The 15,640-nt window shown below is 60.8% G+C and carries 12 protein-coding genes; 4 read left to right on the top strand and 8 right to left on the bottom strand.

The annotated features are described in order from the left end of the window. Nucleotides 1-11: 11 nt before the first annotated feature. Entirely contained in the window at nucleotides 12-767 is a 756-nt protein-coding gene (locus tag ACYVGC_RS20440) for a HEPN domain-containing protein (protein WP_460585715.1), read from the bottom strand. Nucleotides 768-848: 81 nt separating this feature from the next. Then, nucleotides 849-3,779 (bottom strand): 2-oxoglutarate dehydrogenase family protein, encoded by a 2,931-nt coding sequence (locus ACYVGC_RS20445; RefSeq protein WP_460585716.1) that lies wholly within the window; start codon nucleotides 3,777-3,779, stop codon nucleotides 849-851. Between the two features lie 470 nt (nucleotides 3,780-4,249). On the opposite strand from ACYVGC_RS20445, the gene ACYVGC_RS20450 reads away from it, so the two are divergent. Further along, nucleotides 4,250-4,933 carry a hypothetical protein gene (locus ACYVGC_RS20450; RefSeq protein WP_460585717.1) on the top strand — a complete coding sequence of 228 codons (684 nt, stop codon included), beginning with the start codon at nucleotides 4,250-4,252 and terminating at the stop codon, nucleotides 4,931-4,933. Here ACYVGC_RS20450 and ACYVGC_RS20455 read toward each other — a convergent pair. Beyond that, entirely contained in the window at nucleotides 4,909-6,093 is a 1,185-nt protein-coding gene (locus ACYVGC_RS20455) for an SMP-30/gluconolactonase/LRE family protein (RefSeq protein WP_460585718.1), read from the bottom strand. The genes ACYVGC_RS20450 and ACYVGC_RS20455 overlap by 25 nt on opposite strands. Nucleotides 6,094-6,366: 273 nt before the next feature. After that, complete coding sequence (locus tag ACYVGC_RS20460) at nucleotides 6,367-7,362, bottom strand: hypothetical protein (RefSeq protein WP_460585719.1); 996 nt, start codon at nucleotides 7,360-7,362, stop codon at nucleotides 6,367-6,369. 487 nt (nucleotides 7,363-7,849) lie between these two features. Between ACYVGC_RS20460 and ACYVGC_RS20465 the strand changes: the two genes are divergently transcribed. Next, nucleotides 7,850-8,584, top strand: a complete 735-nt coding sequence (locus tag ACYVGC_RS20465; RefSeq protein WP_460585720.1) for a hypothetical protein — start codon at nucleotides 7,850-7,852, stop codon at nucleotides 8,582-8,584. A gap of 20 nt (nucleotides 8,585-8,604) precedes the next feature. After that, nucleotides 8,605-9,984: a lipase family protein gene (locus ACYVGC_RS20470; protein WP_460585721.1), complete on the top strand. Its 1,380-nt coding sequence runs from the start codon at nucleotides 8,605-8,607 to the stop codon at nucleotides 9,982-9,984. A 7-nt stretch (nucleotides 9,985-9,991) separates the two neighbouring features. Here the strand turns inward: ACYVGC_RS20470 and ACYVGC_RS20475 are convergent. Beyond that, nucleotides 9,992-11,067 (bottom strand): IS3 family transposase gene (locus ACYVGC_RS20475; RefSeq protein WP_460585722.1). Its coding sequence is split into 2 segments (ribosomal slippage): nucleotides 9,992-10,815 and nucleotides 10,815-11,067, totalling 1,077 coding nucleotides; the frame shifts between segments, so codons are not numbered across the junction. A 334-nt stretch (nucleotides 11,068-11,401) separates the two neighbouring features. Between ACYVGC_RS20475 and ACYVGC_RS20480 the strand changes: the two genes are divergently transcribed. Beyond that, the gene (locus tag ACYVGC_RS20480) at nucleotides 11,402-11,647 is read left to right on the top strand and encodes a lipoprotein (protein ID WP_460585723.1); all 246 of its coding nucleotides are present in this window, start codon (nucleotides 11,402-11,404) and stop codon (nucleotides 11,645-11,647) included. Here the strand turns inward: ACYVGC_RS20480 and ACYVGC_RS20485 are convergent. The 3 genes from ACYVGC_RS20485 to ACYVGC_RS20495 are packed head-to-tail and all read right to left on the bottom strand — an operon-like array spanning nucleotide 11,559 to nucleotide 15,510. Further along, a complete protein-coding gene (locus ACYVGC_RS20485) occupies nucleotides 11,559-13,115 on the bottom strand; it encodes a TolC family protein (protein WP_460585724.1) in 1,557 nt (518 codons plus the stop codon). The genes ACYVGC_RS20480 and ACYVGC_RS20485 overlap by 89 nt on opposite strands. A 3-nt stretch (nucleotides 13,116-13,118) precedes the next feature. Continuing rightward, a complete protein-coding gene (locus tag ACYVGC_RS20490) occupies nucleotides 13,119-14,495 on the bottom strand; it encodes an HlyD family secretion protein (RefSeq protein WP_460585725.1) in 1,377 nt (458 codons plus the stop codon). Continuing rightward, nucleotides 14,488-15,510 carry an ATP-binding cassette domain-containing protein gene (locus ACYVGC_RS20495; protein ID WP_460585726.1) on the bottom strand — a complete coding sequence of 341 codons (1,023 nt, stop codon included), beginning with the start codon at nucleotides 15,508-15,510 and terminating at the stop codon, nucleotides 14,488-14,490. Before ACYVGC_RS20495 ends, ACYVGC_RS20490 begins: the two co-directional genes overlap by 8 nt. Nucleotides 15,511-15,640: the final 130 nt, after the last annotated feature.

Here is a 15,640-nt window from a genome sequence, read left to right on the forward strand (position 1 = left end):
AAAGGAAAGAATTACGTCAGGCTTTGCCGAATACGCTGCGTAAAAGTCTGGTAAATGGCCGCCGCTGCGTCGAGCAACACAAGCTTTGCTGGCGGGGTAGCTACAGTAAAAGAGTAATCGTGAAATAGCGCTGAAAAGGGAGCCAATAGTTTAACCTTCCGGCATATGGCTGCTTCCACATCTTCTTTTCGCTTGACGGCCGCCAGTAGCAGATTCAAATCATGCCCGGCGGGCAACTGCACGCGCAACGACATAAGCCGTGCCTTGAGCAGCTTCTCAGCCGCCGACTGGCAGGTGCGAGCTACCATATCGTAGTAGTCGATTTGGAGCCCCACTTCGCGGGTCGCAGCCAAGTCTTGCTCAGCGCTTTTTAGTAGGCGCTGAATTACAATTCTCTCTTGGCTACTAAGAGGCGCATCGTCGGGCACACGGACTGGCCGGCTAGCCACGCCATGAAGAATACGTCCGCGTTGCAAAGCCGCGTATTCGCGGCGGCAACGATTGGCGCTAACCTCGTGCAATTCGCTCGCATTCAGCGAAGCAATATCTACGTCAGTAGCCCACAAGTCGGAGTATAACAACTGCTTAACTTGTTGCTGCCTTTCTCGCTTTGGGGTTTCATCAGTGTCTTTAACCACTAACAAATCCAGGTCGCTGTGCTCCGTTGGCTCGCCGTAGGCGTACGAACCAAACAGGATTATCCTGTCCGGCGCGTAGCCTTCGACGATGCGGCGCACCACGGCCTGAATTTGCTCTTCGGTTATCATGGGGTGTGCGGTAAGTTTTAGCTTGCCGTGGCGTGATGAAAGCCTGCTACACACGGCAAGCTAAAGCTTACCGCACACTGGCTAGTCCTGCTTTTTAGCCACTTCGTTGGTTTCTTTGATTTGCTCGTCGGCCACGGCATCCTTGGGCTTGTCGAAGGCGCGGGCTACGATTTCCTTTTGCTCTTTTACGTGCACCTTGTTGTAGCCGGTGGCGGGCGAGGCCGAGGGTTTGCGGGCCACCACGTCGTGCAGCTCGCGGCGCATGAAGCGCAGCAGGTAGTTCCAGTAGCCCATGTTTTCGGGCTCTTCCTGCACCCAGATAAGCTTGGCTTTCGAGTACTTAGCCAGCTCAGCGTCGAGCTGCTTTTTGGGGAAGGGATGCAGCTGCTCGAGGCGCACAATGGCCACGTCCTTGCGGTCGGACTTCTGCTGCTCGTCGAGCAGGTCGTAGTATACCTTGCCCGAGCATAGTAGCACCTTTTTCACCTTCTTGGCATCGGCAAACGTGTCGCCGAGCACCTCCTGGAAGCGGCCGCTCGTGAAGTCCGCTATCGGCGACACGCAGAGCGGGTTGCGCAGCATCGACTTGGGCGACATCACCACCAGCGGCTTGCGGAAGCTCCAGGTGAGCTGGCGGCGCAGGGCGTGGAAGAAGTTGGCCGGTGTGGTGATGTTGGCCACCACAATGTTGTTCTCGGCCGCCAGTTGCAAGAACCGCTCGGGGCGGGCGTTGGAGTGCTCGGGGCCCTGGCCTTCGTAGCCGTGGGGCAGCTGCATCACGATGCCGTTCATGCGCTGCCACTTGCTTTCGCTGCTCACAATGAACTGGTCAATCATGGTTTGCGCGCCGTTGGCGAAGTCGCCAAACTGCGCCTCCCAAATCACCAGCGCCGTGGGGTTGGCCATGGCGTAGCCAAACTCGAAGCCCAGCACGGCATACTCGCTCAGCAGCGAGTTGTAAATGCTCAGCTGCTCATGCTCGCCCTCCAAGTGGTTGAGCGAGTTGTAGGGGGCCGACGTTTCGGCGTCGTGCAGCACCGCGTGGCGGTGCGAGAACGTGCCGCGCTGCACATCCTGGCCGCTCACGCGCACCATGTGGTTTTCGCTCATCAGCGAGCCGTAGGCCAGCAGCTCGCCGGCCGCCCAGTTGAGCGTGCGGGTTTCGTAGAACATTTTGCGGCGTTCCTTCAACAGGTTGTCAATCTGCTTAATAGGCCGGAAATTCTCCGGAATCGTGGTCAGGGCCTTCGCCACGCGCTCCACAACTTCTTCACTGATGCCGGTTTCCGGCGACTGGTCGAAGTCTTCGTTGGTGCTGCGGCGCAGGGTGCGCCACTCGTTTTCGAGGGCCTGGTACTTATAAGGTAGCGGCTGCTGCTTCACCTGGTCGAGGCGGGCTTGCAGCATATCGCGGAACTCGCGGTCCATCTGGTTGGCCAGCTCGGCATCGACGTCGCCGCGCTTCACCAGTGTGGCGTTGTACACCTCGCGCGGGTTAGGGTGCTTCGAGATGACGTTGTAGAGCGTGGGCTGCGTGAACTTGGGCTCGTCCGACTCGTTGTGGCCGTGGCGGCGGTAGCACACCATATCGATGAAGATATCGGCGTGAAACTGCTGGCGGTACTCCGTGGCCAGGCGCACGGCGAACACCACCGCCTCGGGGTCGTCGCCGTTCACGTGAATCACTGGCGCGTCGATAATCTTCGCTAAATCAGTGCTGTAGATAGACGAGCGCGCATCCTCAAAATCGGTGGTGAAGCCCACCTGGTTGTTAATCACGAAGTGAATCGTGCCGCCCGTTTTGTAGCCCTCCAGCTGCGACATCTGGGTCAGCTCGTAGCCGATGCCCTGGCCGGCCAGCGCCGCATCGCCGTGGATGAGGATGGGCAAAATCTGGTGGTAGTCGCCACCGTACTGGTGCTCAATCTTGGCGCGCACGAAGCCTTCCACCACCGGGTTCACCGCTTCGAGGTGCGAAGGGTTAGGAGCCAGCTTCAGGTTAACTTTCTGACCATTAATGGCTTCTACTTCCGACGAGTAGCCCATGTGGTACTTCACGTCGCCGTCGCCCATGGTGAGGTCGGGCGTGGCCGTGCCCTCAAACTCCGAGAAAATCTGCTCGTACGTTTTACCCATGATATTGGCCAGCACGTTGAGGCGGCCGCGGTGGGCCATGCCAATCATCACTTCCTTCACGCCCAGCTCGGCGCCCCGGTTGATGATGGCGTCGAGGGCGGGAATGGTGGTTTCGCCGCCTTCCAGCGAGAAGCGCTTCTGGCCCAAGAACTTGGTATGCAAGAAGTTCTCAAACACCACCGCCTCATTTAACTTCTTGAGAATGCGCTTCTTATAGTCGGCATCCGGGTTGAAGGCCAGCGCGTCGTGCTCCGTCTTTTGCTGGAACCACTCCAGCACCTGCGGGTCGCGGATGTAGGTGTACTCGAAGCCCACGGTGCCCGCGTAGATGCTGGTGAGCGCCGCCACAATCTCGCGCAGCGTAGCGCCCTGGCCCAGGCCGAGGTCGTCGCCCTGCCGGAACTTGGTATCCAGGTCGCTGTCGCTCAAGCCAAAGTCGGCGAGGTTCAGGCGGGCCTGACGGTCTTTGCGCTCGCGCACCGGGTTGGTTTTGGCGCGCAAATGGCCGCGGCTGCGGAAGGCGTGAATGAGGTTACGCACGGCCGTTTCCTTGTCGGCGGCTACTGCGCCAGTTGCCAGGCCGGGGGCATCGTTGGTTGAGGCATCGGTGCTGAGCACGCCGTAGCCATCGGGCTGCGGCACGGGGCCGGGGCTGGGCGCGGCGCTGGTTTTGGGCGCGCTGCCGTTGGTAGCGGGGGCGGCACTAGCGGCACCGGGCACTACGGGCGCACCCTCGGGGAACTGCTGCGAAAAATCGAACCCCTCGAAGAACTTACGCCAGCCAAAATCGACGGATTCGGGGTTGTTTCGGTACGCCTGGTACAGCGTTTCGATGGCCGCCGCGTCAGCGTTGGCGATGTAGGAGTAGGTATCCATTGCGGGAATTTGAAGGGTCAGGCGAAAGCAATGCAAAAGTAAACTAGCTGGTAGCAAGCGCGAAACCTACATTCGGGTTTACAAATCTTGCTGATAACCAACTTATTGACTGCGGAGCTTATCGGCGGAGCTACCGATGGTTGGCCAATTTAACTGAATTAGCCAGGATACCTAGCCCCTTAGGGGCCTGCGAGCAATGCTCAACGGCATTTTTTAGCCAGGGTACGGCGCCTGCTGCTACTAGCTGCGGTGGGCCATACTAGTCCGGCGCAGATAGAATTTTTCCGGCTAAGGACCTCACTTTAAGCTAATGGCGGTAGTGTTTGTTGGACAATAAATTTATCCACAACCATTCTATCTCATTCACTGTTAAAGGCTTTCTTCTAACTATTATAGAGGAAAGAATGCCCAGAACGCCGGGCCTAACTGGCGCACTAATCACTATTTTATGAATGGATAATGTCAAATTAGTGGCAAACATTCTGCTAGCCGCTGCGGCCCTGATTACCAGGCCGCACCCAGCCGAAACCACTACCGCTACTACCAACCGCACTACGTTTATTGCCTCCGCGGGCACCAGCCACCGGCTGGTAACGCGCACCGCGCGGAAAAAAAAGCTGCTTAAAGCCAGCGCCCGCACGTTTACCGTAACGGCTACCGCCTACCAGGCCGTGCCGGGTCAAACAGATAAGGAGCCATTTGTAACGGCCGACAACTCACGCATCAAGCGCCACTATAGCAGCAAGACGCACTGGATGGCCCTCTCCAATGACTTGCTGACGCGCTGGGGCGGTAAGTTCAATTACGGCGATAAGGTGCGGGTACGGGGCATTTCGCCCAAGCTCGATGGCGTGTATACGGTGCACGATACCATGAACAAGCGCCACCGGCACTGCATGGATATCCTGACTCACCCGAGTGAAAAAGTAGACATTTTTACCAAAGACGTTAAGATACAGTTAGTTGCCAAGGCACCCAGCATGGTAGCCAGCACCCCGCCGGGCCGGATGCAGGAAACCCGCACCCGGCCGATTGCCCGCGTAAGCCGCCCGCGAACGCGCCGGCCAATGGCCAGCGCCTTGCGCGGACATAGACACAACGGCTTCCTGGCTAGCGACAAGCGCGGCAATTATTTTGCCAGCGCCATCTTATAGATGCGGTAGGGCTCGCGGGGCTGGCCTACGCCTTTATTCCAGTTCGGCGTTTTGTGAATGGCCGACGTGGTGAAGTAGATGGACTTGCCATCGGGGTCCCAGGCGAAGGTATCGGGCCACTCCAAGCGGGCTTCTTTCACGAGGCTTTCCGTTTTGCCATCGGGCGTACGACGCAGGATTTCCGCGTTCTCGAAGGCCGTGAGGTACAGGTTGTTCTTACTATCCATCTCCATGCCGTCGCAGGCGGGGGCATCGGCCAGCTTCTCCACGGCGGCTTCTACCTGGGCCTCAGTGAGGGCCGCGTTGCGGAGCACGGCAGTTTTGATGCGGTAGAGCGAGTGGCCCGACAACGCGCGGTAGTAGAGGTACTGGTTATCAGTGCTCAGCGCAATGCCGTCGGCTTTGAACGCGCCGGGCTTGCCAGTGGGGTCGTACAGGGCGTGGCCCTGCGCCTTGGTAATGAAGCCTTTATCGGGGAGCGTGGAGGGCTGCTTGGCTAGCAGCTGGCGCGACTTGGTGGTTTTGAGGTCGGTGACGACCAGCGCGCCGGTGCCCGAGTCGGTGAGGTAGGCGTAGTTGTTTTGCAGGTCGATGCGCACATCGTTGAGGTACGAATGGCGCGGGGCCACGCTCTCGGGGTACAGAATGGTCTGGAGCACCTGGCCGGTTTTAGGGTCGGTTTTTACCAGCTTCACGCCGCCGGGCACTGTGAACTTGAGGCCAGGGGCGGCGGGGTCAATTATCCAGAGCATGCCCTGGCTATCGACGTAGCCGGCCTGCGGGCAAATCCAGTGTTTCTGGGGCTCCGCCTTTACCGAGTCGTTCCAGGTGCACCAGCCGGCGTCGGGGTACGGCGTGAGGGTGCTGTTGGCCCCCACCAGGGCCACCGGGAAAGTGGGGTTGTAGTCCCAGCGCGGTGAGAAGGCGAAGATTTTGCCGCCCGGCGCTACGGCCACGCCCGTTACCTGCGGGTCGGCGAACTCGGCCACGATGGTGAGCGGCGAGTTGGCGGGCACGGGCGCTGGCACGTGGGCCGCCGTAGAGTCGGCGGGCATGGTGCCGCGGGCCTGATTGGTGGCCGAGTCGTTGCCATTGCAGCTGGCCAGCAGCAAGCTAGCGGCCGACAGCGCAGCCCCGGCTTTGAGAAGAGAAGCAGTCATAGAAAAGGGAGATTACTAAAAACCCCGGCCTCTTGGTGAGGCCGGGGTTTTGCATACGGGCAGACCGGGCGGGGCGTTCGGACGAGCTTACCACTGTGCGGGGTCGCCCTCCCCGGAGCACCCCACCCCCGGCCCCTCCCCTTCGGGAGAGGGGTGCCTGACGCAAGCCAATGCAAGCGCCGCCGTGGCACCCCTCTCCCGAAGGGGAGGGGCCAGGGGTGGGGTGCTCCGGGGAGGACGACCCCCGCAAACCAGTAGCATTCCCCACTCTTTCTACAGCCACACGGCGGCTTCGGCGGCGCTTTGCACCCGGCCCTCCGCATTGTAAAGCAGGCTCATGGGCTGAAAGGGATTGGCCAGGATGCGCGCTTCGCCGATGCCCCAGCGGGGCCAGAGGCCGGTGAGGGTGTGGGCGTAGCCGAGGTTATCCCAGGGGTTGAAAATGGTGGCCGTCACGTCGTCCACCAGCGCGTCGAGCACCAGCTCGGTGCCGGGGGGGTCGAGGGGGCCGGGGCGGCGGGGGTACACGTCGGGCACGGCCGCCAGCAGGTAGGCCGCGTAGTAGGCGCGGGCCTTAAACTCAGCTACTTGCGCGGGGTGCAGCGGGCGCTGGGCATCGTGGTACACCTGCCGCATGGCCTGGCTGATGAAGCCAATATCCACTAACGTGCCCACTACCACGGCGTTACCCATTTTAATGCTGAAAACCAGCGTATTAAGGTCGTCGTCGTACTCAAAGGCGGGGGCTTCATAGGTGGCATCTACTTCAAGCACGAACACTGAGCCGGGGATAAAATCGGCGTAGTCGGTGGGCACGCGCAGGCCTTGCAGCAGCTGAAAAAACGCCCGAAATCGCTGGAGCAGGTGCACGTTTTCGGCCAGCGGATACTGGGGCTTAATGAGCGGCGCTTGCTGCTGCACCAGCTCGGCGGCGAAGATGCCGTAGAACATCTTGCTCAGCCACTGCCACAGGCGGGCGGGCGGCAGGGCGCGCAGGGCGGCGGGGCCGGCCAGGGCGGCGGCTTGCACCTCGGCTTCCAGCGCGGCGAGGCGGGCGTGCAGGGCAGGCACCAGCGACAGGCGCAGGGCGGCGTAGGTGGTGTGGCTTTGGTCGAGCAGGTAGATGGGGCGCTCGGCCAAGTGGTAAGTAGCTGTTAGCCAGTCGGCAAATACCGGCACGGTATCGGCCGGGCCCACGGGCTGGCCGGTGAGAAAGCAGCGGCCGGGGCCAAACTGCATGCCCTCAAAAGGGTCGTAAAGCGTAATCATAAGCGGCGCGGGTAACGGCCGCAAAGGTCGGGCCCGGCGGCTTAGCGCAGCGCGGGCGGCGGCGAGCACGTGAAGTTCAGCCTGCTGCACGCAAGTCTGGCTCCCGGGGCGGGGGCTAACGCCAGCACGCGGTGGCAAGGGGGGGGTGGGCACCGGACCAGCAAACGGGGCACACCAGTAAAATCAGACGTTAGCAAATGCTTCAACTCGTTCCAATGTCTAATTTTTCTTTTATAATTAATTGATTTACAGAAATTTGAACTTGAATAATTTCTAAAGTGACATCAGTTAATTATAAGTAAATAAAATTTATTATTCCTTATATATTAGTACATTTCCACCGATTTCAGCACTACTTTATACTAAGCTGATTTTCAGCTGTAAAGATGCTAGCTACGGTTCTCTTTTTATCCATTCCTTTTCCCTCTTCCCATGACCAAAAAATTATCACGCCTGTTGCTGCTGCTTGGCCTGCTGAGCGGGGTCTATGCCCCCGGTTGGGGCCAGCAAGCCCCCACTGCCGACGTGGGCAACCTTCAAGGAACTGCGGACCGCCCTGGCCGGGCTCAACCCCAACCGCATCCCGACCGGGGTACTCCTCAACCGGACGCCGGTTTTTACCGACCCCCACCTCTTTAGCGGGCAGGGTGACACGGCCGCCAGCTACGCCGGCTTCGAGCAGCAGTACGCCGAGTTTTACCAGGCCGCGCTCGACACGAGCCAACTGCCCACACTGGCGGCGCTGCGAGCCAGCATTACCCAGCGCACGCAGCAGGGTACCGTGCCGCTGCTTATGCTTCAGTACAACTACAATGAATTTGCCAGTGACGCCTTTAGTAGCCAGTCACTTACCGTCGATTCGGTGAACGAGCGGGTGAGTGAGGGGCCAAACTTCAGCCGTAGCCCCTACACGAGCGGACGCGTTTTTTCGGTGGCGCTGCCCCTGTTAGTGGCGGCCGGCCGCGTACTAAGCCTGTACGTGGGACCCGAGTTTTGGCTGGGCAACACGGCCCCACCGGCCACGGTGCGCATTGATTTTGGGGATGGCTGGGGCGCACGCACCGTTGCGATGGGCTCCACCATCGGGGTGCAGGTAAACGGCATGCTGGACCTGCCCGCCAGCCGGCGGACTACCAGCCAGGCAGCCGTCTTGCCCTATCCGGTCCGGGGCCCGGTCGCACGCCGCCACCCAGCCTGTTTAGCGGGGGCACCATTCGGGTAACAGACCCCACTACCAGCTTCATGGCGGCCACCACGCTCAGCACGTTGCAAACGGCCAGCCAGGCCCCCGACATGGCCCTGGGCCTGGTAGCCAGCCGCAAATGGGGCGCGTTTGTGCCGCCACCGGCCATTGTGTCGGGCCCCAACGGCCGGGCCTCGGCCATTGCCTGGATAAAGTATGCCGAGGATAACCCGGCCCTGCCCGATGGCACGCACCGGCTGCGCCACCCGCTGGTGTTTGTGGAAGGCATCGACTTTCCGGCGTTTCGCAACAACTCGGGCGCGGCGGGCCCGAACCACTACATTGCCCAAACGGGGCCGCTGCCACTCAGCGACTTTGAGACGGGCCCGGCCCAGCAGTTTGGCGGCTACCGCAACGGCGCGGCCGGCTGGAACGAGTTGGTGGACTACAACAGCGAGTATAAGGCGCTGGAGAAATTCCCGGACCTGCGCAGGCCATTGCCAACGGCAGCGGGCAGGCAGCTGCAGGCGGCCACCAGCACCACGCTGCCCGATGGCACGCACGGTGGCGGCTACGACATCGTGTACCTCGATTTTTCGGATGGGGCCGGCCTCATTCAGCACAACGCGATGGTGCTCGTGGAGCTGCTGCAATGGATAAACCAGGCCGACGACCGCACCGCCGATGCCGAGGAAACGTTGGTAATCGGGGCCAGCATGGGCGGGCAGGTGGCCCGCTTTGCCCTGGCCTGGATGGAGCAACAGAACCTGTGCCACAACAGCAAGCTCTACGTCTCATTTGACTCGCCCCACCGCGGGGCCAACGTGCCGCTGGGCCTGCAATACCTGTTCGACCGCCTGCAGGGGGCTTGGATTGGCGCGGGTGGTGCCGAGGAAGTAGTGCATACCAAGCTGCTGCGCGAGGCCTCGATGCAGATGCTCGTGTTTCACTTTGCCGACGGGGCCACGCCCTACCGCACGCAGTGGCAGGCCTCACCGGGCTCCTACCCGTCGCTGCTGCGCAAGGTGGCCATTGCCAACGGCAGCGGGCAGGCCGCGTTTCCGCCCGATATGTCGCCCGGTATGCTGATGCTGCGCACTAGTATTAATCCGTTCAGGGGCACCCCATTTATAGTGGGTCAAAACTATAGCTACGCGCTGGGCCGCGGCGACCACTTGGTGCTACGCTGGAAAAGGCCTTACAGCCCTTACGTCCACACCAAAACTTCCGACCCCGGCTGGGGCAACTACGACACGGCCCCCGGCTCGGGCGCGGGCGCGGGCGCGGGCGCGCGCACGGCCGGCGATGCCCAGGACGTGAGCGACCACGCGCTGGTATCGGGCGGCGACCATAACACCTTCATGCCTACCATCAGCACCCTCGACGTACAGGACGCGGGGCCCATCTGTACGCTTCCCCGTTCGATAAGCCAGTGGTAGGCAGAGGTTAAGCGGCTTGTTTAAATTCGATAGGGGTCATAAAATTCAAGGCCTGGTGGGGCCGTTGGGTGTTATAGTCGTGCCGCCACTCGTCGACCAGTTGGCGCACGTGGGCCAGCGAGCGGAACAGGTGAGCGTCGAGCAGTTCGCGGCGGAACGAACCGTTGAAGCGTTCGATGTACGCATTCTGCGTCGGCTTGCCGGGCTGAATCCAGTGTAGCGTAATACCCTGCTGCTCACACCACTCACGCAGTTTGGCGCTAATAAATTCAGGGCCGTTGTCGGTGCGCAGCTGCATGGGGCGGCCATAGCACTCGACTAAGCGCGTCAGCACCTGCACGACGCGACTAGCAGGCAAGGAGAAGTCAATTTCCACGCCCAGCAGCTCGCGGTGGTAGTCGTCGAGCACGTTGAGCGTCCGGAATCGGCGGCCATCGGTCAACACGTCGCTCGTAAAGTCGATTGACCAGCACCCGTTGGCTGCCTCGGGCACCGCTAAGGGCTGCTTCACGCGGGCCGGCACGCGCTTTTTCAGGCGCCGGGGTAGGTTAAGGGCCAGTGCCCGATAGATGCGCAACCTACGTTTATGATTGATTACCAGTCCGTTTTTGCGTAAGCGGTGGTGCAGCTTCCAGAAACCCCAGCCCGGATGCCGCCCACTTAACGTCCGCAGTGCCTGCTGCACGGGCTCATCGTTTCGCCCCTGCGCCACGGGATGGTAGCTGCCGCGCGCCAGCCCCACCAGGGCACACGCCCGGCGCTGGCTCCAGCCTTTACGCACTAAGCCCGGCGCTGCCTGGCGCCGCGCCGCCGGGCTACTTACTTTTTTCGCAGTATCTCCTTGAGGGCCTGATTCTCTAGGCTTAGGTCCGCGAACATCTGCTTGAGCTTGCGATTCTCCTCTTCCAGGTGCTTGAGCCGGGTTAGCTCCGCCACGCTAGCCCCGGCGTATTTGCTTTTCCAGGCATAAAATGTAGCCTCGCTTAAGCCGTGCTCGCGCACAATCTGGGCCACCGTCTGCCCGCTGGTTTGCTGTTGGAGAATGGCCATAATCTGGGCCTCGCTGAATCGTCCTTTTTTCATTTCTCAGTCGTCAGGTAGTGAAAGTTACACCTTTCTCTACTCACAACTGGCACTCGATTTGGAGAAGCGTACAGGTCAAGCTCCAACTTGTTGATGTGCCACCTAAAAGTAGGGTAATTATCCATGTACAAGGTTACGAGGGCTCAGGCGACACCTTCTACTATCCACGAGATACTATCGTAATTCGCCCCCTTTTGGCAAATTTCAAAACAGGTTTGTTATGGTCAATCAATGACCAAGGAAAGGATACAGATACCAATACCACTGTTCAGGCCAGTGCTTTAGACACGGTAACGGTACGCATCCCCTTCTAGCATGTGTGGCTTTTGCTCCCATGAAACGTCCCCTCCTTTACGCCCTACTGCTCCCGCTGCTGACCGGCTGCCAGCCGGACCCCACCACGGGCACGACCACGGTGGAAGGCCAGGTGGTGGACAGCCAAAGCCACCAAGATGTATCCAACGCCACCGTGCAGGTCTACCAGGCCCCGGCTATTTGGCGTTTACCGAGCGGCTGCCCGCGTAGTAGTACAGCTCGGCGCGCGATTTTTCATAGCTCGACCGCAGGCTTTCCTGCTTGATGCGCAGGTCGATAAGCTTAGTTTCGCGGGCGTTGATGAGGAAGATGGTGCTTTCGCCCAGCTCAAACTTGGCCAGCTCGGCGCGCAGCAGAATGCGCTGATTGGCAATAGTTTGGGCTTGCAGCGCAAGTTGACGCTCGTAGGCCTTGAGGGTGTTGTAAACCGTATTGACCTGCGTGACAATGGTGCGCTGGCTTTGCTGCTGCTCCAGCACGTTTTCCTTGATTTGGATGCGCGTGTATTGCAGCTTGCCGCGCTCGGCGCGCAAGAATAACGGGAAGGCAAAGTCAAAACCTACCTTGTGGTTATCTATACCAAACCGGTAGTAATCAGGTAGTTCATTCTGATAAAAATCGCCCTGGCTGATGAGCGTGCCGGTTAGGTTGAGCTTGGGCTTGAGCATTTCGCGGCGGAAACGCTCTTCCACGCCCAACTGGCGGCTTTTGGCGTCGAGCTTCACCAGCGTGGGGTGGCTGGCGGCGGCCAGCTCGGCGAGGCGCTGGTACTCGGCGCGGCGCACGGTATCGAGCACGGGCGGCTGGGGCGCGGCGTAGCGCGGCAGCTCCACGGGCTGGTTCTTGTTGTTCCAGAGGTGGTTGGACAGCACAAGGCGCGCATTTTGCAAGTCTACTTGCAGCTGCGTGGCCTGCACTTGGCGGTCCTGCACGGTTATTTGGGCCTCTACCGAGTCGATGGGAGCCTGGTCGCCAATCTGGGCGCGGCGGGCGGTGCCCTGAAAGCGGCGGTCGGCCAGGGCTACGCCTTCCTGAATGAGGGCCGCCTGCTGGAAGGTGTAGTACCAGTTCCAGTAGTCTTTGGCGGCTTGCAGCCACACCTCGTTTATCTGCTTCACGCGGTCGGCCTCGGCGGCGGTCTGCATGATTTGGGCTTGGCGCAGGGTACTGCGGCGGGCATCAATGAGCAAGCCCTGGCCGATGGGAATGGACAGCCCCAGGCCAGCCAGGCCGTTGAGCGGGGTGCGGTTCTCGGGGTTGACGTAGGTGCCGGCGTAGCGGTCGTAGGTAGCCTTAAGGTCGATGCCACCGGGCCAGATGGGTACCTTCAGCTCGTTGTGCCAATTGTTATAATAGTCGGTGCCACCAAATTGCTTGCGGTGAAAATCGGAGCCCAGCTTGGGGTCGAAGCCGCCGCGGGCCTGCAACACCTGGCTGCGGGCCTCGTCGCTGAGCAGGGCGGCCTGCTTCACAATGGGGTGGTTGGCAAACACCAGGTCGGCTAGGTCTTGCAGCGAAAACACCTTGGCCGTATCGGCGGGCTGCACCTCGGCCAGCTGCTCGGTTTGGAGGGGCGCGCGCTCCAGGCCCGACTTGCGGGCCGGCAGCTGCGGGTCTTGGGCCCGAGCGGGGTGCGCCAGGCCAGCCAGTAGCGCCAGCACGGGCAGCCAGTGCCAGGCCGGGCTAGCCAGTGCCTGCCGTAAACTCTTGAAAATCAACGTGAATGAATACATGGGTTACTTGGCTTTCTCCTTGTCTTCCTTCACGGGCGTGCCGTCGGGCTCGGTGTTGAGGGTAGGTGGGAAGCCGTTGAGCTGCCGCCAGATTTCGTACCACACGGGTACCGAGTCGAGGATAACCCAGCCCTGCACGCCCGAGCCCAGGCGCAGCTGCTTAGGCCAGGGCTGGTCGCCGGGCTGCGGCTGGCTGGGGCGCACCAGCAGGCGGTATTTGCCGCTGGTAGTGCTCACCACGTCGATGACCGTGACAAAGCCGCCAAACGTGCCCACGGCGGCCGACGGCCAACCCGTGAACTGGATGGCCGGCCAGCCGTCGAACTGCAGGCGCACTATACGCCCGCGCTGAATTAGCGGCACATCCATAGCGCGCACGTACATCTCGGCGGCCAGCACCGGCGCTTCGGGCTGGAGCGTGGCAATGGACTCGCCCTCCTTAATCGTCTCGCCGATGCCAGCCTTGAGGGCCCGCACGATGAAGCCGGTTTGGGGCGCGCGCACCACGTAGAGGCCGCGGCGCACGGCCACGTTGCTGATTTTGTTGCGCAGCGACGACACCTCGCCTTCCGAGCTAGCCCGGCTCGACACAGCCGAGCTGCGGTCCGACAGGGTTTTGGCCAAGTCCTGGCCGTACTTGGCGCGCAGGTTGGCGAGCTCGATGCGGGCGTTGGCCAAGGCTTGGATGCTGCTGTTCACCTTGTTGCGCTGCGAGGTTACTTTGGCCAAGTCTTCTTGCAGCTTAAGGCGGCGCGTTTCGATGTCGGTGAGCGAAAAAAGGCCATTTTTGTAGCCTTCCTCGTAGCGCAGCAGCCGGGCCTTGGCTGTTTCGTAGAATGTGGTAATGGCCACCAGGTCAGCCCGGTCGCTGTCGAGGTAGTTTTGAGCTTGCTCCACCTTGTTGCGGGCCGATTCTAGCTGCACTTCCAGGGTAGCGCGCAGGGCGGCCATTTGCTGGTCGGTAGCCGCAATTTTGGCCACGTTGGCGGCCACGTTGCCGCGCTTGGCAGTCAGCTGCTCGCGCAGGCGCTCGGGCAGGTTGGGGTCAAAGTACTCGTCCTTGATTTCGGAGATGGTCAGCAGGGTATCGCCGCGGTGCACCAGCTGGCCCTCGCGCACGTTCCAGTGCTCGATGCGGCCAGCTATCTGGTTCTGAATGTTTTGCGGGCGGTCTTGCGGCGTGAGAGCCGTGAGCGTGCCGGTGCCATAAATAGTCTGGCGCCAGGGCAAAAACAGGATAATAAGGAACACAATGCCGATTACCGCCAGGATGCGGCCCAGCTTGCGGCTGGCGTAGGTGCGCAGCAGCTCGGGGCGCGACTGCCGGGATACCTGCTGCCACACCTCCTCGGCCACGTGTTGGTTGGAGAGATTAAGCATGGTCTAAGGCGATGGAATTTTTGTGCTCGTCCAAGGGCAGGTCAGTTACGGCGGCCACTTTTTCTACGCCCGTCAGCACGTCAAAAATGGTGTTAACGCTCGTCATTAGTTTTTCTATCGAGCCGCTAATCATCACAATAAGTACTTCAGCCGCAACAAATTGCCCCAGCGTCATCTGGCGCGACACCACGAAGAGCGTGCCCGCTATGAGCAGGCCCGCCGTAAGAATGGTGCGCAACCCCACCCCGTAGGCATAGTACGATTTCAGGATGCGGAAGTGAGCGTTGCGGGCGTGCAGGTACTTGGAAGTCAGCTCGTCGGCGCGGGCCAGCGTTTTGTGCTCCTCCGCGTCGTCGCCGCGCACCTCGTCGATGCGGCCGGCCACATCTTCCAGCCAGGCCACCAGCTGGTATTTATAGGCCGACTCGTCGATGCTCGTGCGCAGTGCCTGGCGGTAATTGAGCATGAACACAACTATCAGGGCCAGGATGGTGAATAAGCCAAACCCAATAAAAATGGGGTGGTAAAAAGCCAGCACAAGCACGCCCATCAGTATTTGCAGCACCGCAAACATGACATCGACCAGCAGCTTGGTCAACCCCTTTTGGATGGTCAGGATGTCAAAAAAGCGGTTAACCAGCTCCCGGGGGTCTTGGCCGGCCAGCGCCTCGGCCTTGATGCGCGGCAGCCGGTAGGCGTACTCGATGGCCGCTTTGGCAAAAATGCGCTGCTCAATGGCCTCCACCAGCGTCATTTGGCCCACCAGCAGAATACCTCCCAGCAGCACGCCCCCCGCCACCACGGCCACCAAAATGTAGGTAGAGCCAAACACCGCCCCCGTCGAAACCAGGTTGAACACCGCCTGCGTGCCCAGCGGCAGCGACAGGCTGATGAGGCCCGTGATGATGGCGTAAAAAATGATGTAGCGAATGGTGGGGCGCTCCGTGTCGAGCATCCGCGTGAGGCGCTGCCAGGGGGTGGGCGGCGGCAAGCCAGCCGTAGCGTGTGAAGCCATAGGGATTCTAATTATCAGTATATAAAGCAGTTAGAGGGCCCGCCGGTGGGAAGAAAGCCGGCCAGAGGCAGCGCGGCGCGGTGGGCAGCTACCGCAGCTGAGGCCCGCCCCGGGGCAGGGCTGGCAGCGG

This window comes from Hymenobacter arcticus, from assembly GCF_054779975.1.

Coding starts and splice junctions, on each gene's coding strand:
- ACYVGC_RS20440 (WP_460585715.1), bottom strand. CDS start 767: ATGATAACCGAAGAGCAAATTCAGGCCGTGGTGCGCCGCATCGTCGAA.
- ACYVGC_RS20445 (WP_460585716.1), bottom strand. CDS start 3,779: ATGGATACCTACTCCTACATCGCCAACGCTGACGCGGCGGCCATCGAA.
- ACYVGC_RS20455 (WP_460585718.1), bottom strand. CDS start 6,093: ATGACTGCTTCTCTTCTCAAAGCCGGGGCTGCGCTGTCGGCCGCTAGC.
- ACYVGC_RS20460 (WP_460585719.1), bottom strand. CDS start 7,362: ATGATTACGCTTTACGACCCTTTTGAGGGCATGCAGTTTGGCCCCGGC.
- ACYVGC_RS20465 (WP_460585720.1), top strand. CDS start 7,850: ATGCCCCCGGTTGGGGCCAGCAAGCCCCCACTGCCGACGTGGGCAACC.
- ACYVGC_RS20470 (WP_460585721.1), top strand. CDS start 8,605: ATGGCGGCCACCACGCTCAGCACGTTGCAAACGGCCAGCCAGGCCCCC.
- ACYVGC_RS20480 (WP_460585723.1), top strand. CDS start 11,402: ATGAAACGTCCCCTCCTTTACGCCCTACTGCTCCCGCTGCTGACCGGC.
- ACYVGC_RS20485 (WP_460585724.1), bottom strand. CDS start 13,115: ATGTATTCATTCACGTTGATTTTCAAGAGTTTACGGCAGGCACTGGCT.
- ACYVGC_RS20490 (WP_460585725.1), bottom strand. CDS start 14,495: ATGCTTAATCTCTCCAACCAACACGTGGCCGAGGAGGTGTGGCAGCAG.
- ACYVGC_RS20495 (WP_460585726.1), bottom strand. CDS start 15,510: ATGGCTTCACACGCTACGGCTGGCTTGCCGCCGCCCACCCCCTGGCAG.